Source organism: Halalkalibacter sp. APA_J-10(15), assembly GCF_023017105.1.
GTDB lineage: Bacteria > Bacillota > Bacilli > Bacillales > Bacillaceae_D > Halalkalibacter.
Window position 1 is genome coordinate 85053 of sequence record NZ_JALKEV010000014.1, and the last position, 20254, is coordinate 105306.

At 36.7% G+C, this 20254-nt stretch carries 15 protein-coding genes and 1 pseudogene; 14 read left to right on the top strand and 2 right to left on the bottom strand.

The annotated features are described in order from the left end of the window. Window positions 1-210: 210 nt before the first annotated feature. Complete coding sequence (locus MW695_RS16210) at window positions 211-3015, top strand: GGDEF domain-containing protein (protein ID WP_247106415.1); 2805 nt, start codon at window positions 211-213, stop codon at window positions 3013-3015. 143 nt (window positions 3016-3158) lie between these two features. Here MW695_RS16210 and MW695_RS16215 read toward each other — a convergent pair. Then, window positions 3159-3420 (bottom strand): annotated as a pseudogene (locus MW695_RS16215) (transposase domain-containing protein); the annotation flags it as partial. Between the two features lie 119 nt (window positions 3421-3539). Between MW695_RS16215 and sufU the strand changes: the two are divergent. Genes sufU through MW695_RS16230 form a run of 3 tightly spaced genes read left to right on the top strand, consistent with a single transcriptional unit; the run spans window position 3540 to window position 5346 of the window. Further along, window positions 3540-3962, top strand: coding sequence for a Fe-S cluster assembly sulfur transfer protein SufU (gene sufU, locus MW695_RS16220; RefSeq protein ID WP_247106416.1), 423 nt, complete (start codon window positions 3540-3542; stop codon window positions 3960-3962). Between the two features lie 15 nt (window positions 3963-3977). Further along, window positions 3978-4907, top strand: coding sequence for a CobW family GTP-binding protein (locus MW695_RS16225; RefSeq protein ID WP_247106417.1), 930 nt, complete (start codon window positions 3978-3980; stop codon window positions 4905-4907). 52 nt (window positions 4908-4959) lie between these two features. Continuing rightward, window positions 4960-5346 (top strand): (2Fe-2S) ferredoxin domain-containing protein, encoded by a 387-nt coding sequence (locus tag MW695_RS16230; protein ID WP_247106418.1) that lies wholly within the window; start codon window positions 4960-4962, stop codon window positions 5344-5346. Between the two features lie 501 nt (window positions 5347-5847). Here MW695_RS16230 and MW695_RS16235 read toward each other — a convergent pair. Continuing rightward, entirely contained in the window at window positions 5848-7029 is a 1182-nt protein-coding gene (locus MW695_RS16235) for a GTP-binding protein (RefSeq protein ID WP_247106419.1), read from the bottom strand. A gap of 160 nt (window positions 7030-7189) precedes the next feature. Here MW695_RS16235 and MW695_RS16240 point away from each other — a divergent pair, with 160 nt between their 5' ends. From MW695_RS16240 to MW695_RS16290, 10 genes are all read left to right on the top strand, one after another. Beyond that, window positions 7190-8395 carry a GTP-binding protein gene (locus MW695_RS16240; protein WP_247106421.1) on the top strand — a complete coding sequence of 402 codons (1206 nt, stop codon included), beginning with the start codon at window positions 7190-7192 and terminating at the stop codon, window positions 8393-8395. Window positions 8396-8408: 13 nt separating this feature from the next. Beyond that, window positions 8409-8945: a dCTP deaminase gene (gene dcd / locus MW695_RS16245; RefSeq protein WP_247106422.1), complete on the top strand. Its 537-nt coding sequence runs from the start codon at window positions 8409-8411 to the stop codon at window positions 8943-8945. Window positions 8946-9810: 865 nt separating this feature from the next. Further along, entirely contained in the window at window positions 9811-11850 is a 2040-nt protein-coding gene (locus MW695_RS16255) for a methyl-accepting chemotaxis protein (RefSeq protein ID WP_247106423.1), read from the top strand. Window positions 11851-11966: 116 nt separating this feature from the next. Continuing rightward, complete coding sequence (locus tag MW695_RS16260; protein WP_247106425.1) at window positions 11967-13214, top strand: MFS transporter; 1248 nt, start codon at window positions 11967-11969, stop codon at window positions 13212-13214. A 146-nt stretch (window positions 13215-13360) separates the two neighbouring features. Next, on the top strand, window positions 13361-15646 hold the full coding sequence (locus MW695_RS16265) for a glycoside hydrolase family 95 protein (protein WP_247106427.1): 2286 nt from the start codon (window positions 13361-13363) through the stop codon (window positions 15644-15646). Window positions 15647-15784: 138 nt separating this feature from the next. After that, window positions 15785-16678 carry a fumarylacetoacetate hydrolase family protein gene (locus MW695_RS16270; protein WP_247106429.1) on the top strand — a complete coding sequence of 298 codons (894 nt, stop codon included), beginning with the start codon at window positions 15785-15787 and terminating at the stop codon, window positions 16676-16678. 262 nt (window positions 16679-16940) lie between these two features. Further along, on the top strand, window positions 16941-17447 hold the full coding sequence (locus MW695_RS16275) for a DUF2243 domain-containing protein (RefSeq protein WP_247106430.1): 507 nt from the start codon (window positions 16941-16943) through the stop codon (window positions 17445-17447). Continuing rightward, on the top strand, window positions 17447-18247 hold the full coding sequence (locus tag MW695_RS16280) for a cytochrome c oxidase assembly protein (protein ID WP_247106433.1): 801 nt from the start codon (window positions 17447-17449) through the stop codon (window positions 18245-18247). Before MW695_RS16275 ends, MW695_RS16280 begins: the two co-directional genes overlap by 1 nt. Before the next feature lie 125 nt (window positions 18248-18372). Then, complete coding sequence (locus MW695_RS16285) at window positions 18373-19017, top strand: helix-turn-helix transcriptional regulator (RefSeq protein WP_247106435.1); 645 nt, start codon at window positions 18373-18375, stop codon at window positions 19015-19017. Between the two features lie 11 nt (window positions 19018-19028). After that, window positions 19029-19841 (top strand): pyruvate, water dikinase regulatory protein, encoded by an 813-nt coding sequence (locus MW695_RS16290; RefSeq protein ID WP_247106436.1) that lies wholly within the window; start codon window positions 19029-19031, stop codon window positions 19839-19841. Window positions 19842-20254: the final 413 nt, after the last annotated feature.

Sequence of the window (20254 nt, forward strand, 5' to 3'; positions counted from 1 at the left end):
ACTGAGAAGATAAGATGTCTTTTCAGTGGTCTTATGTTTTTAATTTTATCTTATCATTTTTCATTATAATTTTTGATTTTAACTCTTTTTACCTATTAAAAAACACAAGATTAAGGTAGAATATAGTAAAAATATAGGTTTATTTGACTAATACGTATGAATGTATAGTCGTTGGTGTGTTGAGAATGAATAAGAAAAGGGAGGCGAACAATGGGATCTTCTAGAAAATCTGCCTTGAAATTAAGTGGAACTTTTTTTATCATTTCGTTTTTGTGGATATATTTTTCTGATATAGCCGTTATGAGATTAACGAATTCAACTGAATTTATTCAGCTGTTTCAAACAACCAAGGGAATTATTTTTATATCGATTACAAGTTATATTCTGTATGTCACCACGTACAAGGATTTGAATCAATTAGAAGGTAAAATTCAATCGATTACAAAGCATCAACAATTGTTATCGCAATCTGAAAGAACATATCGAAGGCTGAATGATGGGAATTTCGATACAATTTGTATGATTAATCAAGAAGGGCTTATTACTTCTGCAAATAAGCAGGCTGAAGTATTTTTACAGTTACCAAAAAATAAAAAAATTAATTTGTTTGAATTTTTCAATCGTGACGAGGAAAAGCAATCAATTATTGAATGTATTCAACAGCAGCAAACATCTTCGCAATATTTTAAACAGATGACTATTTCTTTAAATCATGAGGAAAAAAAGGTCGACATTAACATTATTCCAATTGATGGCCATGACAATGTAGCGTTTTTCATCGTTATGAAAGATATGACATCTCTTCTCCAATCTCAACAGCTATTCGAATATCAATCTTGTATTCTTCAACGCTTCTTACAATCAACGGAGTTAAATGAAGCACTCCGAAATGTTATTACAATATTAGAGCAGAAATCAGACTGTAAGTATTCCATTATGATCTATGATCAAAGGAATAAATCTTTAAGCTTTGCAGCAGGACAATCGATTCCAAGTTTATTCGTACAAATGGTAGATGGAATTAAAATTGGGAGAACTATAGGGACATGTGGTCCGGCGATTCTTGATAAGAAAACAGTCATTTGTGAAAATATTGAACAGTGTTCGAACTGGGAAAATTTTAAGGCAATTGCATTGGAATGTAACATTAAATCATGTTGGTCTACGCCTATCTTATTGCCTAGTGGAGAAGTTATCGGGACGTTTGTCGCGTATCATTCTACTATAACTAAACCTACTACGTTTGATTACCGTTTAATGGAATCAGTGGCAAGTGTGATAGGAATGGGGATGGCATACTTTAATAATATGCAAAATACGTTGAAACGAGAGCGAGCTCAGGAGCTTTTGGCAAAACAAACATCTGATTTTATGTGTATTATCAACCATGACTATACGATCACCTATCAAACATCTGCTTCACAGCTATTCTTTCAATCTGAATTGGCAACGTTGTGTGACTTGACAGCTGAGATGACACAAGAGGAAAGGAAGCAGGTAAAAGAAATAATAGACCACATGTTTTCAGGTCTGTTAACTCACAGGGACATGCTTTTTACAAAAAGAAACAATGGGAGAAATCATATTTATCGTATTCATCTAAGTGCCATGCAAATCGAAAATACGATTCAAGGAATAGTGATTTCATTACAAAATGTTACGGAAGAAATGGAGTTAAAGGATTATGTTGAACAGTTGACTTCCACGGATTCGTTAACGAAATTACCAAATCGTAAGAAATTACAAAATTACTTGAGAGAGTTAACGAAACAAGAAGTTTCGTTTTATATTGCGCTCTTAGATTGCTTGAAGTTGAGTCGAATTAATGAGTCGTATGGTCATCAAATTGGTGATGAATTTCTTGTTCAATTATCTACATATTTATTAAATTTAGAAAATGAAAGTATTCGAGTGTTTCGTTCAAGTGGAGATGAATTTTATCTTGTCATTGAATCGGATGATGAAGTAACGGCCAGAAGCTATTTAAATAAAGTCATCGGCTTTTTTATAGATACATCAGTTGTCCGAACACAAACATTACATATGAATTGTAATATAGGGGCGGTTCAATACAAAGGAGAATCACTAACTGTAGAAGAACTATTCAAACGTTGTGAAACGACATTAGCATATGCGAAAAGACAAGGTGCTAATATGTTGGTATTTTATCATGACCAAATGAAAAGCTCTTATGAAGAGATTATGATTGAAACAGAACTTTATCAAGCTATTGGAAAAGAAGAGCTTATTTTATACTATCAACCATTAGTGAATGTCCATACTCGTGAAGTAATGTCAGTGGAAGCACTTATACGTTGGAACCATTCAAAAAAGGGATTCATTCCACCTGATCAATTTATTCCAATTGCTGAGGAAAATGGATTTATCCGAGTATTAGGTGACTGGATTATAGAGCAAGTATGTAAGCAGTTATGGCAGTGGGATCAAGAAGGATTTGTAATGCCGAAAGTTTCGATTAATCTATCATATGAACAATTAAAGGCAGATGATTTCGTCTCGCGCGTTTTTACTCACCTCAATACATTTAACATAAGCGGAAAACGTTTAACTTTTGAAGTGACAGAACGTATACTTGTTGAAGTCTCAACAGAGACGATGCAGAAGGTTCATGCATTAAGGGAAGCTGGTATTACATTAGCCATTGATGACTTTGGAGTTGGTTATTCCTCACTTTCATATATTGAACGATTCCCTGTAGACACAATCAAGTTAGATAAAGTGTTTGTGAATGAGATTCCAATACCAGATAAAAAGCTAGCGATCATTAAAGCGGTATTTCATTTATGTGAGCTGTTAAATATTCAAATTGTTGTTGAAGGAATTGAGTCAATTGAACAACTTAATCAAATTCCGATTCATCTAGAAGCAACTATTCAAGGGTATTTCTTTGCTAAACCGCAAACAGCGTCGGAATTAATGGAAAATATGAATGAGATTAAACAACTCGTTTATCTTGCTGCATCTAAATTAGAAGAAAGGGAATATAGACTATAAAGGTCAAGAGAGCTCATTCTTTACTAGTATGACTTACTAGTAATAATGAGCTTTTTTTTGTGAAATGATAATCGTAAGCATCAAATAGTCCCCACCAATGACGAAGATGGGGACTATATTAAAATTTAGTTATCCGTTTTCACTTAACAGTGCTCTGGTAGAGTTTCGAACCAAGGCAGTAACTGATCGAGTGTTTTTTCATTAGTCGTATCCATGTTAGGAAGCTCCTCGAAAAGAAACATCAAATATTGATAAGATTTAGCCCGTTTTCCTTCGCTGTTTCAACGGTGCTATAGGTTACGGCACTTGCCTTTGCACCTTTTGGTATATTGGCAAACAGCCAATTCTTCGGCCGATCACGAATGGTTTAATCGATCATTCACTTTGGCTATTATCGATCTCCAATCACTTTTTTCATCGTTAAGCTTGAACGATGGCAAAGCCGCGATTTGCTAAATTCGAAATAATCCTATAAACTATTTATTAAATCGTAATAATTACGATTTATGGAGAGGAGAGGTAAAATGCTTAGTGACCTTTACCGAAAAGTGGTAATGGATCATGCGAGATATAAGAGAAATTACGGACAGCTCACAGATTCAACAGCCACACACATTCATTATAAGAATCCGACTTGTGGTGATGTCATCACACTTTATATTCAAATTGAACAAGAAACAGTTGAAAATGTAGCCTTTGAAGGAGAAGGATGCAGTATTAGTATGGCATCTTCATCAATGATGACGGAGTTAATTAAAGGTGAGAAGTTAAATACAGTTTATGCACTAATGAATGAGTTTGAAGCATTGATCAAAAAAGGCGAAAGACAAAACAGTCAGCTCGATTTAGGAGATGCAGAGTCGTTAGAAGGTGTTCACAAGTTACGTGCTCGTCATAACTGTGCATTAATGAGTTGGCAAGCTTTGAATAAGGTATTACGGCAATAAGGAAGTGGGAAATAATTGAAAAATAAAACGGAACTCATTATATTAACGGGATTTTTAGGAAGTGGCAAAAGTACATTGTTAAAGCGATTATTGAAAGAAGAACAGCAAAAAGGAAGACGCATTGCTGTGATTATGAATGAAGTAGGGAAGGTGAGTGTGGATTCAGCTACTATTCCTGAAAAAACCCCTATAAGAGAAATGTTAAATGGGTGTATATGCTGTTCCATTCAAGGTGACCTTACGGTGCAAATAAAAGGTTTATTAGAACAATATGAACTAGATACGATTTATATTGAAGCAACAGGAGTCGCTCATCCGTTAGAAATCATGAATGCGTGTACCCATCCCCAGCTTATAGGAACGTCCTACTTGAAATCTGTTATTACAACTGTTCATGCTAAGCAGTGGTTTGAGAAAAAAATGTCTATCAAACTGAGAAAGCTGATGAATGAGCAAATACGCTTTGCTGATTTGGTCATTATCAATCATACTGACCGAGTGGATTCAAGCACCATAAGAGAAGTAGAAGCAGGAATCAAACATATTAATGAAAATGCGCATGTTTATGATACTTCTTTTGCTTCTATTCAACTTCCATCTAATGAACTAGATAAACAGAAGAGTCATTTGACTAATGAAGAAGCAGAATTTGACGCCCATATCCATCACAGTCTACACATTAGAACGGTAACCTTACCAATTCTCTCAGCGGTGGAAAGAGTGGCTTTTACAAATTGGTTATGTCAAAAAGATCAGCTATATCGAGCAAAAGGTTTTATTCAATTACATGAGACACCAGGTATGTTTCTTTTTAACCTTTCCTATGGTGATGTTGCTTTTGAGCGTTTAAAAAAAGTAAGACAGCAACAACCAATTCTTGTTTTAATTGGAGAACGGTTAGACCGGGAGATGATTGAAAGTGAATTAAGCAGGATGTACGTGTGAAACTGGAATGAAAAAGAAGAGAAACGAACATTAATTTGAATGGAGGATGAGAATGGCAACATGGAATTTGGAAGAAACGACGCATCATATTTTAATTTGTAATGGAAGTAGTTGCAATAAAGCTGGTGCAGAATCGTTAACGTCAGCAATACGAAGAGAGATAACAAATCAAGATGTAAATAACATCATTCATACTTCTAGAACATTGTGTAACGGAAGGTGTCATGATAAATGCGTCGTGATTGAATATCCGCATGGACGTTGGTATAAAGAGATGACGGATGAAGACGCTTATGCTTTTGTTCAATCTGTAGTTGAGAATAAACCGTTAATTGAGAAGATCAGCCACACGTATGAAGAGACGTTTGTCCGTACAGGTGGTACTGTTAAGGGTGTTACAAAAACAGAAGAAGTTGTTAATAAAGTTTCAAAGCTTTGACTTGAGTCGCTGAATAAATGAAGAGGCTGTGACAAAACAAAAGTGTTTAGCCCGAGAATGCGAACATTTAGATAATGTAGCGAAGTATATTTCAGGAGCGGTGAAGGTGCTCCACTCTAGATTTGTTCGGTATCTCTCTTATGAAAATACTTTTGTCCCAGCCTCTTCATGATTTTGGGGTTCTTCAGTATCTTTTTACGGAATATGTCGCCCTTACCTCTATTTCCAGTAGGAGCCGAGTGAATTCCTCTCCATTTCACTATGTGAAATATCCACCGTTCAGACTCATCATCTTTATAAAAAATAGCTTGTTTTTACAAGGATATGAACCAAGTTATCGTACATTGATCAATCCCGTGTAGAATCGGAAGTAAAGGCATTCATTCGCTACTATTTTACTCAATTCCGTTGCCGAATAGTCGATGATAAGCTCATTGATCAAGAATCGATATTTCTAGAAAGAATAGTTATACAACTATCTGCTCGGACTCTTCATTGATATTAAGCTTCTACAAACTCTGGTAATGGGTCATAGAATGATGACCAGTCCTGGTTCATTTCTTCGTCAGTTAATGTACACAAATCAAGGGAGTGTTTCACTGCTTCATGATCCATATCGACACCAATAAGGACAAGCTCTGTTAACCGATCTCCGAAGGTAGGGTCCCATTTTTGTTGGAGCTCTACTTCTTCAGCTAGGGCTTTCTCTCGTTCTTCATCGCTATAGGCCGCAACCCATTCTCCCGCACCTTGTAATGTTACGGTGGATCCAGTTTGAGAAATAAGACCAGCCATAGAGTTTCTGGTCGCTACCCAAATAAACCCTTTTGCTCGAACGACATCCTCAGGCCATTTCTCTAACCACGACATAAACCGTTCTGGGTGGAAAGGGCGCCGTTTTCGATAAACAAAGGAGGAAATTCCATATTCCTCAGTTTCTGGGATGTGCTCTTCATTTAGCTCTTTGATCCATCCTGCCGCTTGGCTTGACTTTTCGAAGTCGAATTTACCAGTGTGTAGTACTTCTTGTAAATCAACTTCTGAATAGGAGGTTGGAATTATCGTCGCATCAGCGTTTAATTTTTTTATGAAATCAATGAGCTCTCCTTTGTCAATGTCGTTTAACGTTTCAATATGATTAACAAGTATAACGTTAGCAAATTCAATTTGATCAATGAGCAAATCAGAGATATCACGTGTGTCATTTTCATCGGTTGCTTGTTTACGGTCTAAAAGTGTTTCTCCTGAAGCGTAATCCTCCCAAAATTGAGCAGCATTTACGACTGTTACCATTGTATCTAATTGACATTTATTCGTTAAATCGATATTAAACTCTTCATCTATATAAGTAAAGGTTTGTGCGACAGGGATAGGCTCGCTAATTCCCGATGATTCAATGACAATATAATCAATTCCTCCCTCATCGATGATTCGTTCTACTTCTTTCATTAAATCTTCACGTAATGTACAGCAAATACAGCCATTTTGTAATTCGACTAACTTTTCATCTGTTCGTGAAAAGCGTTGGTTTTTTACTAAGGTAGCGTCGATATTGATTTCGCTCATATCGTTTACTATGACAGCTACTTTTAATCCTTGACGATTTTTTAGTATATGAGTAAGTAATGTTGTTTTTCCTGCGCCTAAATAACCGCTTAAAACTGTTATCGGAATTTTTTTCATAGTAAGTTCCTCCTAGTGGATAAATAGTAATTATTACGATTTAAATTGTAGACTTAATTGTTTTAATTGTAAATAGATAAGAAAAAAGTTTTGACAAAAGCTATATAATTAAGGTAGAGTTATGTAAATAGTAATCATTACGATTTACAAGGAGGAAAATATGGAAAAGCAAATTCCAGTAACTGTACTAAGTGGATATCTAGGATCTGGCAAGACAACTTTGTTAAATCATTTGTTGAATAATCGTGATGGATTAAAAATCGCCGTTATTGTCAATGACATGAGTGAAGTGAACATTGATGCTGATCTAGTACGTCAAGGTGGTGGGCTATCGCGAACAGATGAGAAGCTAGTAGAAATGTCGAATGGGTGTATTTGCTGCACGTTACGCGAGGATTTATTAATGGAGGTAGAGCGTTTTGCGAAAGCAGGAGATATTGATTATATTGTGATTGAGTCGACTGGTATTAGTGAGCCAACACCTGTTGCTCAAACTTTTTCTTACATAGATGAAGAATTAAATATTGATTTGTCAACCTATTGTCGCCTAGATACTATGGTGACCGTAGTGGATGCGAATCGATTTTGGCATGATTTTCGTTCAGGGGAAAGATTACTTGATCGAAAGGAAGCAGTTGGAGAAGACGATACACGAGAGATTGCTGACTTGTTAATAGAACAAATTGAATTTTGTAATGTGCTTATTTTAAATAAATGTGATTTAGTTGATGAAGAAGATTTAAATAAGCTTGAATCTGTATTGAGAACATTACAGCCAAAAGCGAAAATGATAAGAACAGAGCATTCGAAGGTGGATCCAAAAGAGATCTTACATACACATTCATTTAATTTTCAGGAGGCAAGTCAATCGGCTGGTTGGATTCGCGAGTTGACGCAAGGTCACAAACACCATACACCAGAAACAGAGGAGTACGGTATATCTTCATTTGTTTATCGAAGTCGGTTGCCCTTTCATTCTGAACGGTTTCAAAACTATATGAGTCAACTTCCTCATAATATTGTGCGTGCAAAAGGCATTGCATGGTGTGCGACAGAAAATGACCTTGCTTTACTCGTTTCTCAAGCAGGTCCTGCTGTTTCTATTGAACCTGTTTCTTATTGGGTCGCTAGCTTGCCGAAAGCTGAGAGGGAGAGAATTTTACTAGACAATCCGCACATTATGGAAGAGTGGGATCAAGTGTATGGAGATCGACATACGAAGCTAGTCTTTATCGGAACTGAATTAGATCCGGATGAAATTAAGAGAGAAGTGGATCAATGTTTATTAACCGATTCTGAACTGGAGACGGACTGGAGTACCTTTGATAACCCATTTAATTGGGATATTCAACGGGCACACTCATAAGGAGTGAGAGAATTTGATATTATCAGGTAAAAGTATTCAAGAAAGGTGGGAGAAGAGAGAAATATCTATATCTCCCTTTGAACGTACAAGACAAATTCAACCTGCATCGGTTGATTTAAGGCTAGGAAATGAGTTTAAAATCGTTGATCAAGATAAAGTTGAATTATTAAAAATGGATCAGCCTTCAATATATAAAAATATAGAGGTTATTCGTAATCGTATTGTTATACCACCACACTCGTTTATGCTTGCGACAACACTAGAAACCATTAAACTACCCAATCATTTGACAGCATTTGTTGAAGGAAGAAGTTCTATTGGAAGATTAGGGTTATTCATTCAAAATGCTGGTTGGGTTGATCCGGGATTTTCTGGTCAAATTACGTTGGAATTGTACAATTCGAATCAAGTGCCAATTGAGGTGCAGGTCGGTCGGAGGATTTGTCAACTTGTTATAGCAGAATTAGACGAAAAGACTTTCCCATATAAGGGCAAGTATGCCGGACAATCAGGGGCAATGGAAAGCAAAGTTTATATGGATGTCGAATAAGAGGGGGGAAATGAATTTTGCACTTTTCAACATCAAATAAGTATCGGACTCGTGGATTCGTATCTTTCCCTTTTCGTTCATCATATTTTTTGTGAGCAGCCGTATGTCAAGCTTTACAAACATACATCCCGGCATCTTTATTAAATTTGAATTCACCTGATATCATTCGATTCCCCTGCATCTATGTACGACCTAAATGATAAAATAAAATGACAGGGTAGTGTTTGATAAAATGAAACTTCAAACTGTAGATAAAAGTCCTTTGAGTCTCATTTCTCAAAGGCCTTTTTAGGCTATTTCTCTTATTTTTTTATCGTTGAAGAGTAGGGAATGTCTATCTTACCTCTCAACAAAGCGTGCCCCCCATCCCGGGAGCGAGGGAAAAGCTCTCCTTCAAGTCCGAAGTAAACGATCCCTTTTTCAGCGGCCTCCATATGTGGCCTTTGGAGATAACCTCCTCTTATTTTCGTATTCTGAACATAATAAACATTCTAGCGTCCATTTGGGGAATAGTGTTAATCGTTTGTTAAGGAAGTGAAGAAGTTTAAAACCTTCTACATGTATGTTTTATTTCTATTGTTAGTTAATTAATTCAAGTTATAATTTTTGCCCCTTTAGCAAGCCATATCTTCCCGAGCGTATGTTGGTGAATCGTCTTTAGATGGACTATTTTGTTGTTTGAGGATTATTGAATTGTAAATGTTAATGAATATTAGAGGATAAATAAAATGAGTAAATAGTCATATGTTTTATGAAAAATAAGATGAAACTAAATAAATATACCAAAAATATTAAATTAATACTATACATTGTTAAGAAAATCTACCTATAATGAAGCTTGAACTGAACATGTGGAGGGATTTTTTTGTCAATTAAAGTAAAATTAATGATTTTATTTACCTCACTCATAGTATTTATCGCAGCTGGAGTTGGAGGACTTTCGATTTGGAATAGCTCAAATACGATTGAAGGTGAAGCGGAGTTAAATCTTTCAAGTGTTGCAGTGGAAAGTGCCTCGTTAGTTAATGCAACCTTAAGGCAGCACACGAACTTTTTAGAAGCTTTAGCAGAGAATTCAATCATTACAAATGAAGAAGATCGGATAGGGTATTTTAATGAAATAGCGAATAAATATGAGTACATTGACTTTTCATTTGCGGGCTCATCAGGTCAAGTTGAATCTTTAACGAATCATAGTGAATGGACAGATGTAAGTGGGGAAGCTTTTTTTGAAAGAGCGATAACAGGTGAACCGGCTACGTCTGACGTTTTTTTAAGTGTAGAAAACCAAGCTCCTCTTGTATCATATGCAGTTCCTGTCTATGAAAATAATCAAATTTCTGGTGTACTTATAGGTACAAAGGATGCTAGTCACTTAACTGATATCATTTATGAAATTAAATATGGGAACTATGAATCGACGCGAGGGTTTATTGCTAACAAGGCTGGAACATTTCAAGCACATCCAGAGTATATGCTAGTCGAGTGGCAACTAAATTTAATTGAAATGGCTAATATGCGAGAGATGGTCGAGCAAGGCTTTATTGATGAAGAAGAAGCTGATTTTTCAGTTGAACCTTTAGGTCAATTGTTCGAGCAAAGAATTAGTCAAGGTGAAGTAGGCTTTGGTGAACATTCCTTTGACGGTATTCGTACATTAGTTGGATATGCTCCTGTCACAGGAACAGATTGGGTCATTGTTGTTGAGGTAGATGATCATGAAATCTTCCAATCTTTAAACGAATTGGTTATTTCATTAATTATTTTTATCGTTATCTTTATCATTATTGGAGTAGCAAGTACATATTGGGTTAGTCATTCAATGAGTAAACCTATTAAAGCTGTAACGACTGAACTAAATAAGCTTGCCAATTTTGATTTGCAATCTAAAGATGCACTTCAAAAGTTCGAGAAAAGAAAAGACGAAATTGGTAAAATGATTGCTGCGCTAAGCAAAATGCAATTAAATTTTGTTGATTTAATTAAGGCTTCTAGAACGCTTTCTGGAAGAGTCTTAACTTCTTCTGAAGTTCTAACTGAAAGAAGTCTACTTACAGAAAGAGCCTCTACTGAAGTATCACAAGCAATTGACGGTATCGCTTCTGGTGCAGTAGAACAGGCGGAGGATACGGAAAAAGGATCGAGTCAAGTGCAAGAATTAAGCGATCATATGAATAACAATTTGAAGCAACTGATTGTATTAACAAAGGCGATCAAAGAGGTTACGTCGTTAAAGGAGCATGGTGAAAAGAATTTACATGAATTAATGGACAAAACAGAGGCTAACTCTAAATCGATCCAAGATATAAAAAAAATTATCGTCAATACGGATGAGAGCGCAGAGAAAATTGAAGCAGCGAGTCATATGATACGGAGTATTTCAGAACAGACCAATCTACTTGCATTAAATGCTGCGATTGAGGCAGCTCGTGCAGGGGAAGCAGGAAAAGGTTTTGCTGTTGTAGCAGATGAAGTTCGTAAGCTTGCCGAACAATCCAATACGTTTACAGAAGAGATTGTTCAGATTATTCAAGAGTTAATTAGTAAGACAGACCACGCTGTTTCGACAGTTGGATTAGTAGAAGAGCATGCCGTTATTCAAACTAGAAGCATAGAAGAAACGCGTCAACAATTTGGTGAAATGGCAAATGTTATCGAGAATATGCAAAACTCTGCTAATCAAATTACGAACTCTAGTGATCAAATGCAGATGAAAAAAGAAGAAATAATAGGGTTAATTAATAACCTATCGGCGATTTCAGAGGAAAATGCAGCAACGACAGAGGAAGCTACGGCCTCCGTAGATGAACAAACTTCATCGATTAAAGAAATTGCCCGAGCGAGTGAAGAGTTAGCAGAGCTAGCAACAGAAATGACTAAAAGTATTGAGCAGTTTAAAATTTAAGTTTTATAGGCCATAGGAGAAGGTACTTCTTTTCCTATGGCCTTATTCATTTCTCAATAATGAATAACATGATACAATGTGAAGGATGCGTTTTCATAAAAGGAGAAGTTCTATTGATGCAATCAAGTTCACTATTAAAGCTGCACGAAGAAGGTCGATCACAAACGCTAGCAACGAAAAAAGATCATGTTATTTTTTCTTGTGTGATATTTTGTTTTTGGTTTTGTACATATGTTTATATTCCGGTATTTTCTCTTTATTTAGAATCGATTCATTTTACTTACTCAATGATTGGAGTCATTTTAGGAAGCTATGGTTTAACACAAATCTTATTACGCTTTCCACTCGGCGTGCTTTCTGACAAGCTCTTTGGTATTCGTAAGCATCTATTGACATTTGGTTTTTTAGCTGGGATTGCAAGTGGTCTAATTCTTATATTCTCTGAATCATTTATTTCGATTTTCATTGCGCGCTTGTTAGCTGGAGTGACGGCGGCAATGTGGGTAATGGCAACCGTTTTATATTCTCATTATGTGAAAGAGCAATTTGCAGCTAAAGCGATGAGTCGTATTCAATTTTTAACCGTGTTTGCTCAATTTATCAGTATGATGATAAGCGGCTACCTCGTTTATTATTTTGGTTGGAAGGCACCGTTTTGGGTGGCGACAGTAGCTGCTGTTATTGGAACGATCCTTGTATTACAAGTGAAAGATTTCTCAGTAAAAAGAGAGAATGCTTTACCGCTAAGTTATTATTTTAAACAAACGTTTCGAATAAGAGGGTTACTTTTCATTACATTGCTTTCATTAGGAGCACATTCTATATTGTTTATTACGATATTTGGTTTTTCACCTATGTATGTTTCACAGCTCACAGAATCGTCATATGCTGTGACGGTGTTAGTGTGTGCTTTCTTCATACCGCATGCTCTGGCAGCTATTTGGCTCATGTTTCGTACCATTAAACAGCAAAGTCAAATGAAAATCTTAATCATCAGCTTTATTCTAACAGCTTTTTTTGTTTTACTTGTTCCATTTGTTCAAGCGTGGATATTTGTCGTGCTTTTACATGCTGGCTTGGGGCTATCGCTTGGCTTTATTTTCCCGTTGCTTCTAACGATAGTCATACAAGTAAGTGATGAAAAATTGAAGAATTCAGCAATGGGCTTTTATCAATCCTTTTATGCGCTAGGTATTATGGTTGGGCCACTTATAGCTGGAGAGGTAGCTGAATTAACGAATTTACTAAGTATATTCTATCTTTGCGGAATCATTGCTATTTTCTGCACCATTGTTGTTGTACTAACTCAGAAAAGTCGTGTTGTTTATAAGAAGAGGGAGGTTAAAGAGGCTAAAGAACAGTGACATTCGGATGTAAGGCTCTTTTATTGTTTGCTAAAAAATATTGACAGATAAACGTGTGTTCTATCATTGTTTGCCTTTAGGAGAAGGTTGGAAAGAATGATGCTTCAAATAAAAGCTAATCAAATCGATTTTTGGAGGAGATTAAGATGAATCAATCGTTATGGTATAAGCAAGCTGCCAATGATTGGAACGAAGCTTTACCAGTTGGCAATGGACGTTTAGGGGGGATGGTTTTTGGTACGGTTCAACAGGAGCACATCCAATTAAATGAAGACTCTATTTGGTATGGTGGTCCCATAGATCGAAATAATCGTGATGCTAGAAGGAACCTAGATCAAGTAAGAAGACGATTAAGAGAAGGCAGGTTGAAGGAAGCTGAAGAGCTAACAGAATTGGCATTTATGGGAACGCCTGAATCACAACGACATTATGAACCATTAGGAGATCTCTATTTCCAGTTTAAAGATCACGATGATTTCGAGGGATATGAAAGGTCTTTGGATCTGCAACAAGGGATTGCAAATGTACAATATCAACTAAAGAGAGAATCTTATCATCGAGAAATATTCACTAGTTATCCCGATCAAGTGATGGTTATTCGATTAACAACTTCAAAGAAAGAAGGTCTATCTTTTAGGACATATTTGGATCGAGGGAACGCAAAGAATTTCGATGAAATGAAAGCGATTACTAATAATCGATTAATGCTAAATGGAAAGACTGGCGGTGTTGATGGAATTGGATTTGTGATGATGATCGATGTGAGAGCGGATAGTGGATCAATTGAAACGATAGGTAATCGCTTGATGGTCGAAAATGCACATGCGGTGACCATTTGTTTAGCTGCTGCAACAACGTATCGTTTTACAGATCCTACAGAGCAATGTAAGCAATTGCTAGACGTTGCAACGAAAACAAGTTACGAGACATTAAGAGAAAGACATATAGGTGATTATCAATCTTTGTACAAACGTGTTCAGTTTAAATTACACGAAAATGAAGACTTAGACACGTTGGCAACGGATGAACGTCTCGAACGTATGAAGAACGATGATGACGACTTTGGCTTGATCACAACGTATTTTCATTTCGGACGATATTTATTAATCGCTTCTAGTAGAGTGGGATCGTTGCCAGCAACGTTACAAGGTATTTGGAATGACCAAATGAATCCCCCATGGGATAGCAAATATACGATTAATATTAATACCGAAATGAATTATTGGCCTGCAGAGGTTTGTCATTTACAAGAATGTCATCAGCCACTATTTGATCATATTGAAAAAGTACGGATTAATGGAAGTGTAACAGCAGCTAAAATGTATGGGTGTCGAGGCTTTGTTGCTCATCATAATACTGATATTTGGGGAGATACTGCTCCGCAAGATCGATATATGCCAGCTAGTATTTGGCCATTAGGTGCAGCTTGGCTGAGCCTACATATTTGGGAGCATTATGAGTATAACTTAAATGAAGACTTTCTTGCCACATATTACGATATATTAAAAGAAGCAGCATTATTCTTTGTCGATTTTTTAGTCGAAACGGAAGATGGCTATTTGATCACGTCGCCATCGGTTTCTCCCGAAAATACGTACTTATTACCAAATGGTGAGAAAGGTGTCTTATGCGAAGCGCCATCGATGGATAGTCAGATCATCTTTTCATTATTCAGCGCTGTTGTTGAGGCAAGTGCTATTTTAAACAAAGATGAAGACTATCGTCAGCAATTAATAGACTTAAGAAGTAAGCTACCTCGACCACAAATAGGTAAACACGGTCAAGTTCAAGAATGGCTGGAAGATTATGATGAACTAGAACCCGGACATCGTCATATTTCTCACCTTTTTGCTCTTCATCCAAGTAATCAAATTGCTCCTAGAAAAACTCCAGAATTGGCTCATGCAGCGAAAGCCACATTGCAACGGAGATTAAAGTATGGCGGCGGACATACGGGATGGAGTCGTGCGTGGATTATTAACATGTGGTCACGATTAGAAGAGGGTGAGAAGGCCTATGAAAATATTGTACAACTACTAACACAATCAACACTGCCAAACCTTTTTGATAATCATCCTCCTTTTCAAATTGATGGGAACTTTGGTGGGACAGCCGGAATCGCTGAGATGATCGTTCAAAGTCATCTGAACGAAATTCATCTACTACCTTCCCTCCCTGAAAAATGGGAAGCTGGTTATGTAAAAGGTTTACGAGCAAAAGGTGGGTTTGAAGTGGACATTCTGTGGGAAATAAATACACTTGTAAAGGCAGAAATACTCTCATCAAAAGGGCAACGCTGTATAGTGCGAACCAATAGAAAAGTACACATCACAAATCAACAGAAGCAGGTGAGATATATTGAGGTTGAACCTAACGTCTACCAATTTGCGACAAGTGTGAATGGAAGGTATGAGATTGTAGGAGTTGGATAACAGGAAAAAAATAAATTGCTTACATTCATTTCTTAAGTGAGTGTAGGCTTGTTCTATTACCTAGCGTGAATTGAAGCTAGAACATAAAAGTATAGGAATGATAAATAAGTATTTAATCGATATAATGGAGGGATTTAAATGAAACTCTTGTCTATGAAGAAAAATGGACAACTTAATTTAGGTGTGAAAGTGGAGCAAGGGATTGTAAATATTAATGAAGCATTACGACATGTAAAAGGAGAAGTAGGTACGTCGGTAATGGAAATTTTACGTGGAGGAGAAAAAGCTTTAGCTGACTTACAGGTGTATATTAATTCCTTACCTTTATCTGAACAGCCTCCCTACATTGTCCCTGAAGAAGAAGTTGAATGGGGAGCGTGTGTGCCTAAACCAAATAAAATTATTTGTGTTGGTTTAAATTATCGAAAACATGCCGATGAAACAAATGCACCATATCCGGAAGTCCCTATTCTTTTTAATAAATTTAACAATACGTTAACAGGTCATCAATGCGACATCGCAGTTCCGAAAGTGACAAATAAGCTAGATTATGAAGTTGAGCTAGCCGTTGTCATTGGGAAAAACGCTAAAAATGTAAGAAAGGATGAAGCACTGAATTATGTTGCAGGATATTGTACAGCAAATGATTTATCAGCACGGGATCTTCAATTTTTAACTCCTCAATGGTTGCTTGGAAAGACGTGTGATGATTTTTCCCCATTAGGTCCTTATTTAGTAACAGCAGATGAAGTTGGCGATCCTAACCAATTAGCGTTAAAAACCTTTGTGAATGGAGAAATCCGTCAAGATTCACATACATCAGATATGATTTTCTATGTGGATGAAATCGTCAGTTACATTTCTAAACATATGACATTAACACCAGGTGATATCATTTTAACAGGAACACCTGAAGGCGTCGCGCTTGGTTTGCCAGAAAACGAACAAGTATACATTAAACCTAGTGATGAAGTAACTGTGGAGGTTGAAAAGCTTGGTGCTTTAACAAATCGTTTTGTAGCAGAAAAGTAGATGTTCATTTAAGCTATTGTAAGAGCAAGATGCTAGCTCTTACAGGGGATATATTTTGATTTGCAACATTCGAACGATATTATGCGGTTAGGATAATTGGATGATTCGCGTAAAAATACAATCATGTATAAATGATGACGGATGCCTAAAGGCTAGCATGTTCCTTTAGGCATCTTTTTTATTTAAGTTTCTGGATAAAAAAGGATTAATATACAAATGGTAATAGATGGTGAACGTAAACTAATTTAGAAAGGTGTTAAAAATGAAGACTGTGAAGCAAACAAATGAAAGAACACCTCGTCTCAATTCAAAACGAGTTTATCGCAAACGAAATTTTTGGTCAGGCTTTCTGTTTGGAATAGGGTTAATTGCTTTTATTGATGAAATGATTTTTCATCAATTACTCCATTGGCATCATTTTTATGACTTAGCGACGACCAATATTGGACTTATTTCCGACGGACTGTTTCATGCCTTTAGTTGGTTCGCGACAATTGCCGGGCTATTTTTATTTGCTGATTTACAACGTCGTGGTGGAATTTGGATGAGGAGATGGTGGAGTGGCGTTTTGATTGGAGCGGGCTTATTTCAATTATATGATGGTACGATTCAGCATAAAGTAATGGGTATCCATCAAATACGTTATGTGGAAGATGTGTTTGTTTATGATGTGACGTGGAACTTATTAGCTACATTACTTATTGTTATCGGAACCATTATATTTTTGGGATCGAACTATGAAATAAATCGTTCAGGGGCAGCAATTTAATGACAGGTCATCAGTACGATCCAATTACAGAAAGCCTGCTTGCAATGCCTTTTGTTGTTGCTTGCTTTATATATTTGGTCTGTGTGTTTATTTCAAATCGTCGTTTCAAAAAGTGGAGTGTGCTACGTACTTTATGTTGGAGTACAGGTTGTATATGTGCGCTTTTTTCACTTTATGGACCAATAGTACATTGGGCTCATGTTGACTTCAAAGGGCATATGGTCGCTCATTTATTATTAGGGATGCTTGCTCCGTTGTTAATGGTATTGGCGGCTCCGATCACATTACTATTACGAACTTTACCAGTAACAAACGCAAGAATACTTGCAAAATGGTTAAAGATTAAACCGATTCATTTCATGATGAATCCGATCGTTGCCTCTCTTATAAATATCGGTGGCTTGTGGTTATTGTATAATACAGAATTATTTATGTTGATGCATCACAATTCAGTCATTTATATGATTATCCATGTCCATATCTTTTTGGCTGGTTATGTGTTTACAGCCTCGATGCTACAAATAGAACCATCACCGCAACGGACAAGCTATTTGTTTCGTTCCATAACTTTAATTGTTGCTCTAGCAGCTCATGGTATTTTAGCAAAGGTTATCTACGTATTTCCACCAAAAGGGGTTGATCGTATACTAGCTGAAAAAGGGGCAATGCTGATGTACTACGGTGGAGATCTTATTGATGCTGTAATTATTTTTATTTTATGCTATCAGTGGTATCGACACTCAAGACCGAGAGGAGTAGATAGCGTAGGCTCTACTATGAATGAAGGAAATTCTATCTAAGTGATGAATCAGTGAGCTTCAAGTATGATAAGTATTAATTAATGTACATAAATAAATCAATATGATACACTTTAAAGCGATAAAAGATAGATAAAGGATGTCCTTTATGCCGTAAGAGTCAGGGGATGGTCAAAATAGAGCTTTCCAATCGCCAACTGGAGATTATCGAAATATTAAAAAAGCATGAGCCTATTACAGCAGAGCAAATAGCAGAGATGTTAGGAGTAAGTCGTGCAACATTAAGATCAGATTTAGCGGTTCTCGTCATGACCGGCTATTTAAATGCTAAACCTAAGGTCGGCTATTTCCTTGGAACAACTGCCAAAAGCGATGGAAATATTAAAAATCGCTTAAAGGAGATCAAGGTTAAAGATATACAAGGACTACCCGTTGTCATTCAGAAAACGACGACGGTACAGGATGCTGTTGTTTCATTATTTATTGAAAATGTTGGCTCGCTGTTAGTCGTAGATGAAGATGGGTTATTAGAAGGGATTGTAAGCCGGAAAGACTTATTAAAAGTCACACTAGGAAATGCTAATGCGTTAACGATACCGGTAGATATGGTAATGACTCGTCATTCGAAAGTTGTGATCGTTACACCAGAGGAATCATTAATTGAAGCAGCACGAAAAATGATTCATACCGAGGTTGATGGTTTACCAGTTGTTCAATTTAAAGATGGAGACAAAGAAAGAAAGCAAGTTGTTGGGAGAATTACTAAGACCAATCTGACTAAGGTATTATTAGAAATAGCGACTGAAGCCTAGGGGGATTCATAGTGGGAGAGAATCAGCAAAAACCAATTATATATGTTTGTTCAGATGCTGTTGGAGAAACAGCAGAAGCTGTCGCAAGAGCAACGATTCGTCAATTTTCTAGTAATGTAATTGAAATTAAACGGTTCGGTCATATTCAATCTGACGAGGAGATTGTGAAAATAGTTAACCAAGCAGTTGCAGCTAAGGGTATTATTGCCTATACGCTCGTACAGCCGGAATTGCGTGAAGTCATGAAGCAAGAGGCGATTGCTAATGGAGTTCGAGCTGTTGATGTAATGGGTCCGCTTATGCAAGCGTATATTGATACATATAACGATTCACCAAAACAAGAGCCAGGCTTGCGACAAGTACTCGATGATGAATATTTTAGACGCATAGAAGCAGTTGAATTTGCTGTCAAGTATGATGATGGGAAGGATGTTCGTGGGCTCTTGTTGGCAGATGTTGTACTAATTGGTGTTTCACGAACATCTAAAACACCCCTTAGTATTTTCATGGCTCATAAAGGATACAAGGTAGCAAACTTACCGATTTTGCCAACTGTACAATTACCCAATGAAATATATGAAGCAACAACGAGTAAGCTAGTTGTTGGCTTAACGATTGATCCTGAACATTTATTGAAAATCCGCAAAGAGCGCTTAAAGTCTTTAGGGCTGCCAAATGAATCCTCCTATGCTGCCTTAGACCATATTAAAGAAGAGCTTAGACGTGCTGATTCGATTATGCGCCAGTTGAAATGCCCTGTTATTAACGTATCCGATCGATCGATTGAAGAAACAGCTAGTATTATTATGGAATACTTGGGGTAATAGTTGATGGTAAAATGAAATTAATAAGTTGTCATTCATCGTGTTAGCCATTACAATAATGTTCAAAGTTAATAATAGTGTTGAGATTAAGAGAAGCACACATAACAAGGGCACTGAAAAAGTTTAGTTTTCGAGGCCACTGAAAAAGTCCTTTCTAGTAACTCAAAGAAGAGTAATGGCTCCGCTCGTTGCACGCCTTTCTATGAGAAACCCACTCATAGCAAGGCTTTCAAAATCGGGCAACGGCTACGCACATTACTTAAAGGGCCGCTGAAAAAGTGAAAATCACACTTTTTCAGCGGCCTCTAGTTTTCAACTTTTTTGGTGTCCTTTCCGCAATGTGTGACCCCGTTGTCTGTCTTGCAAGCATGATACGAGTGAAGCCATTGCGAGTCAAATAAAGAAAGATGGCC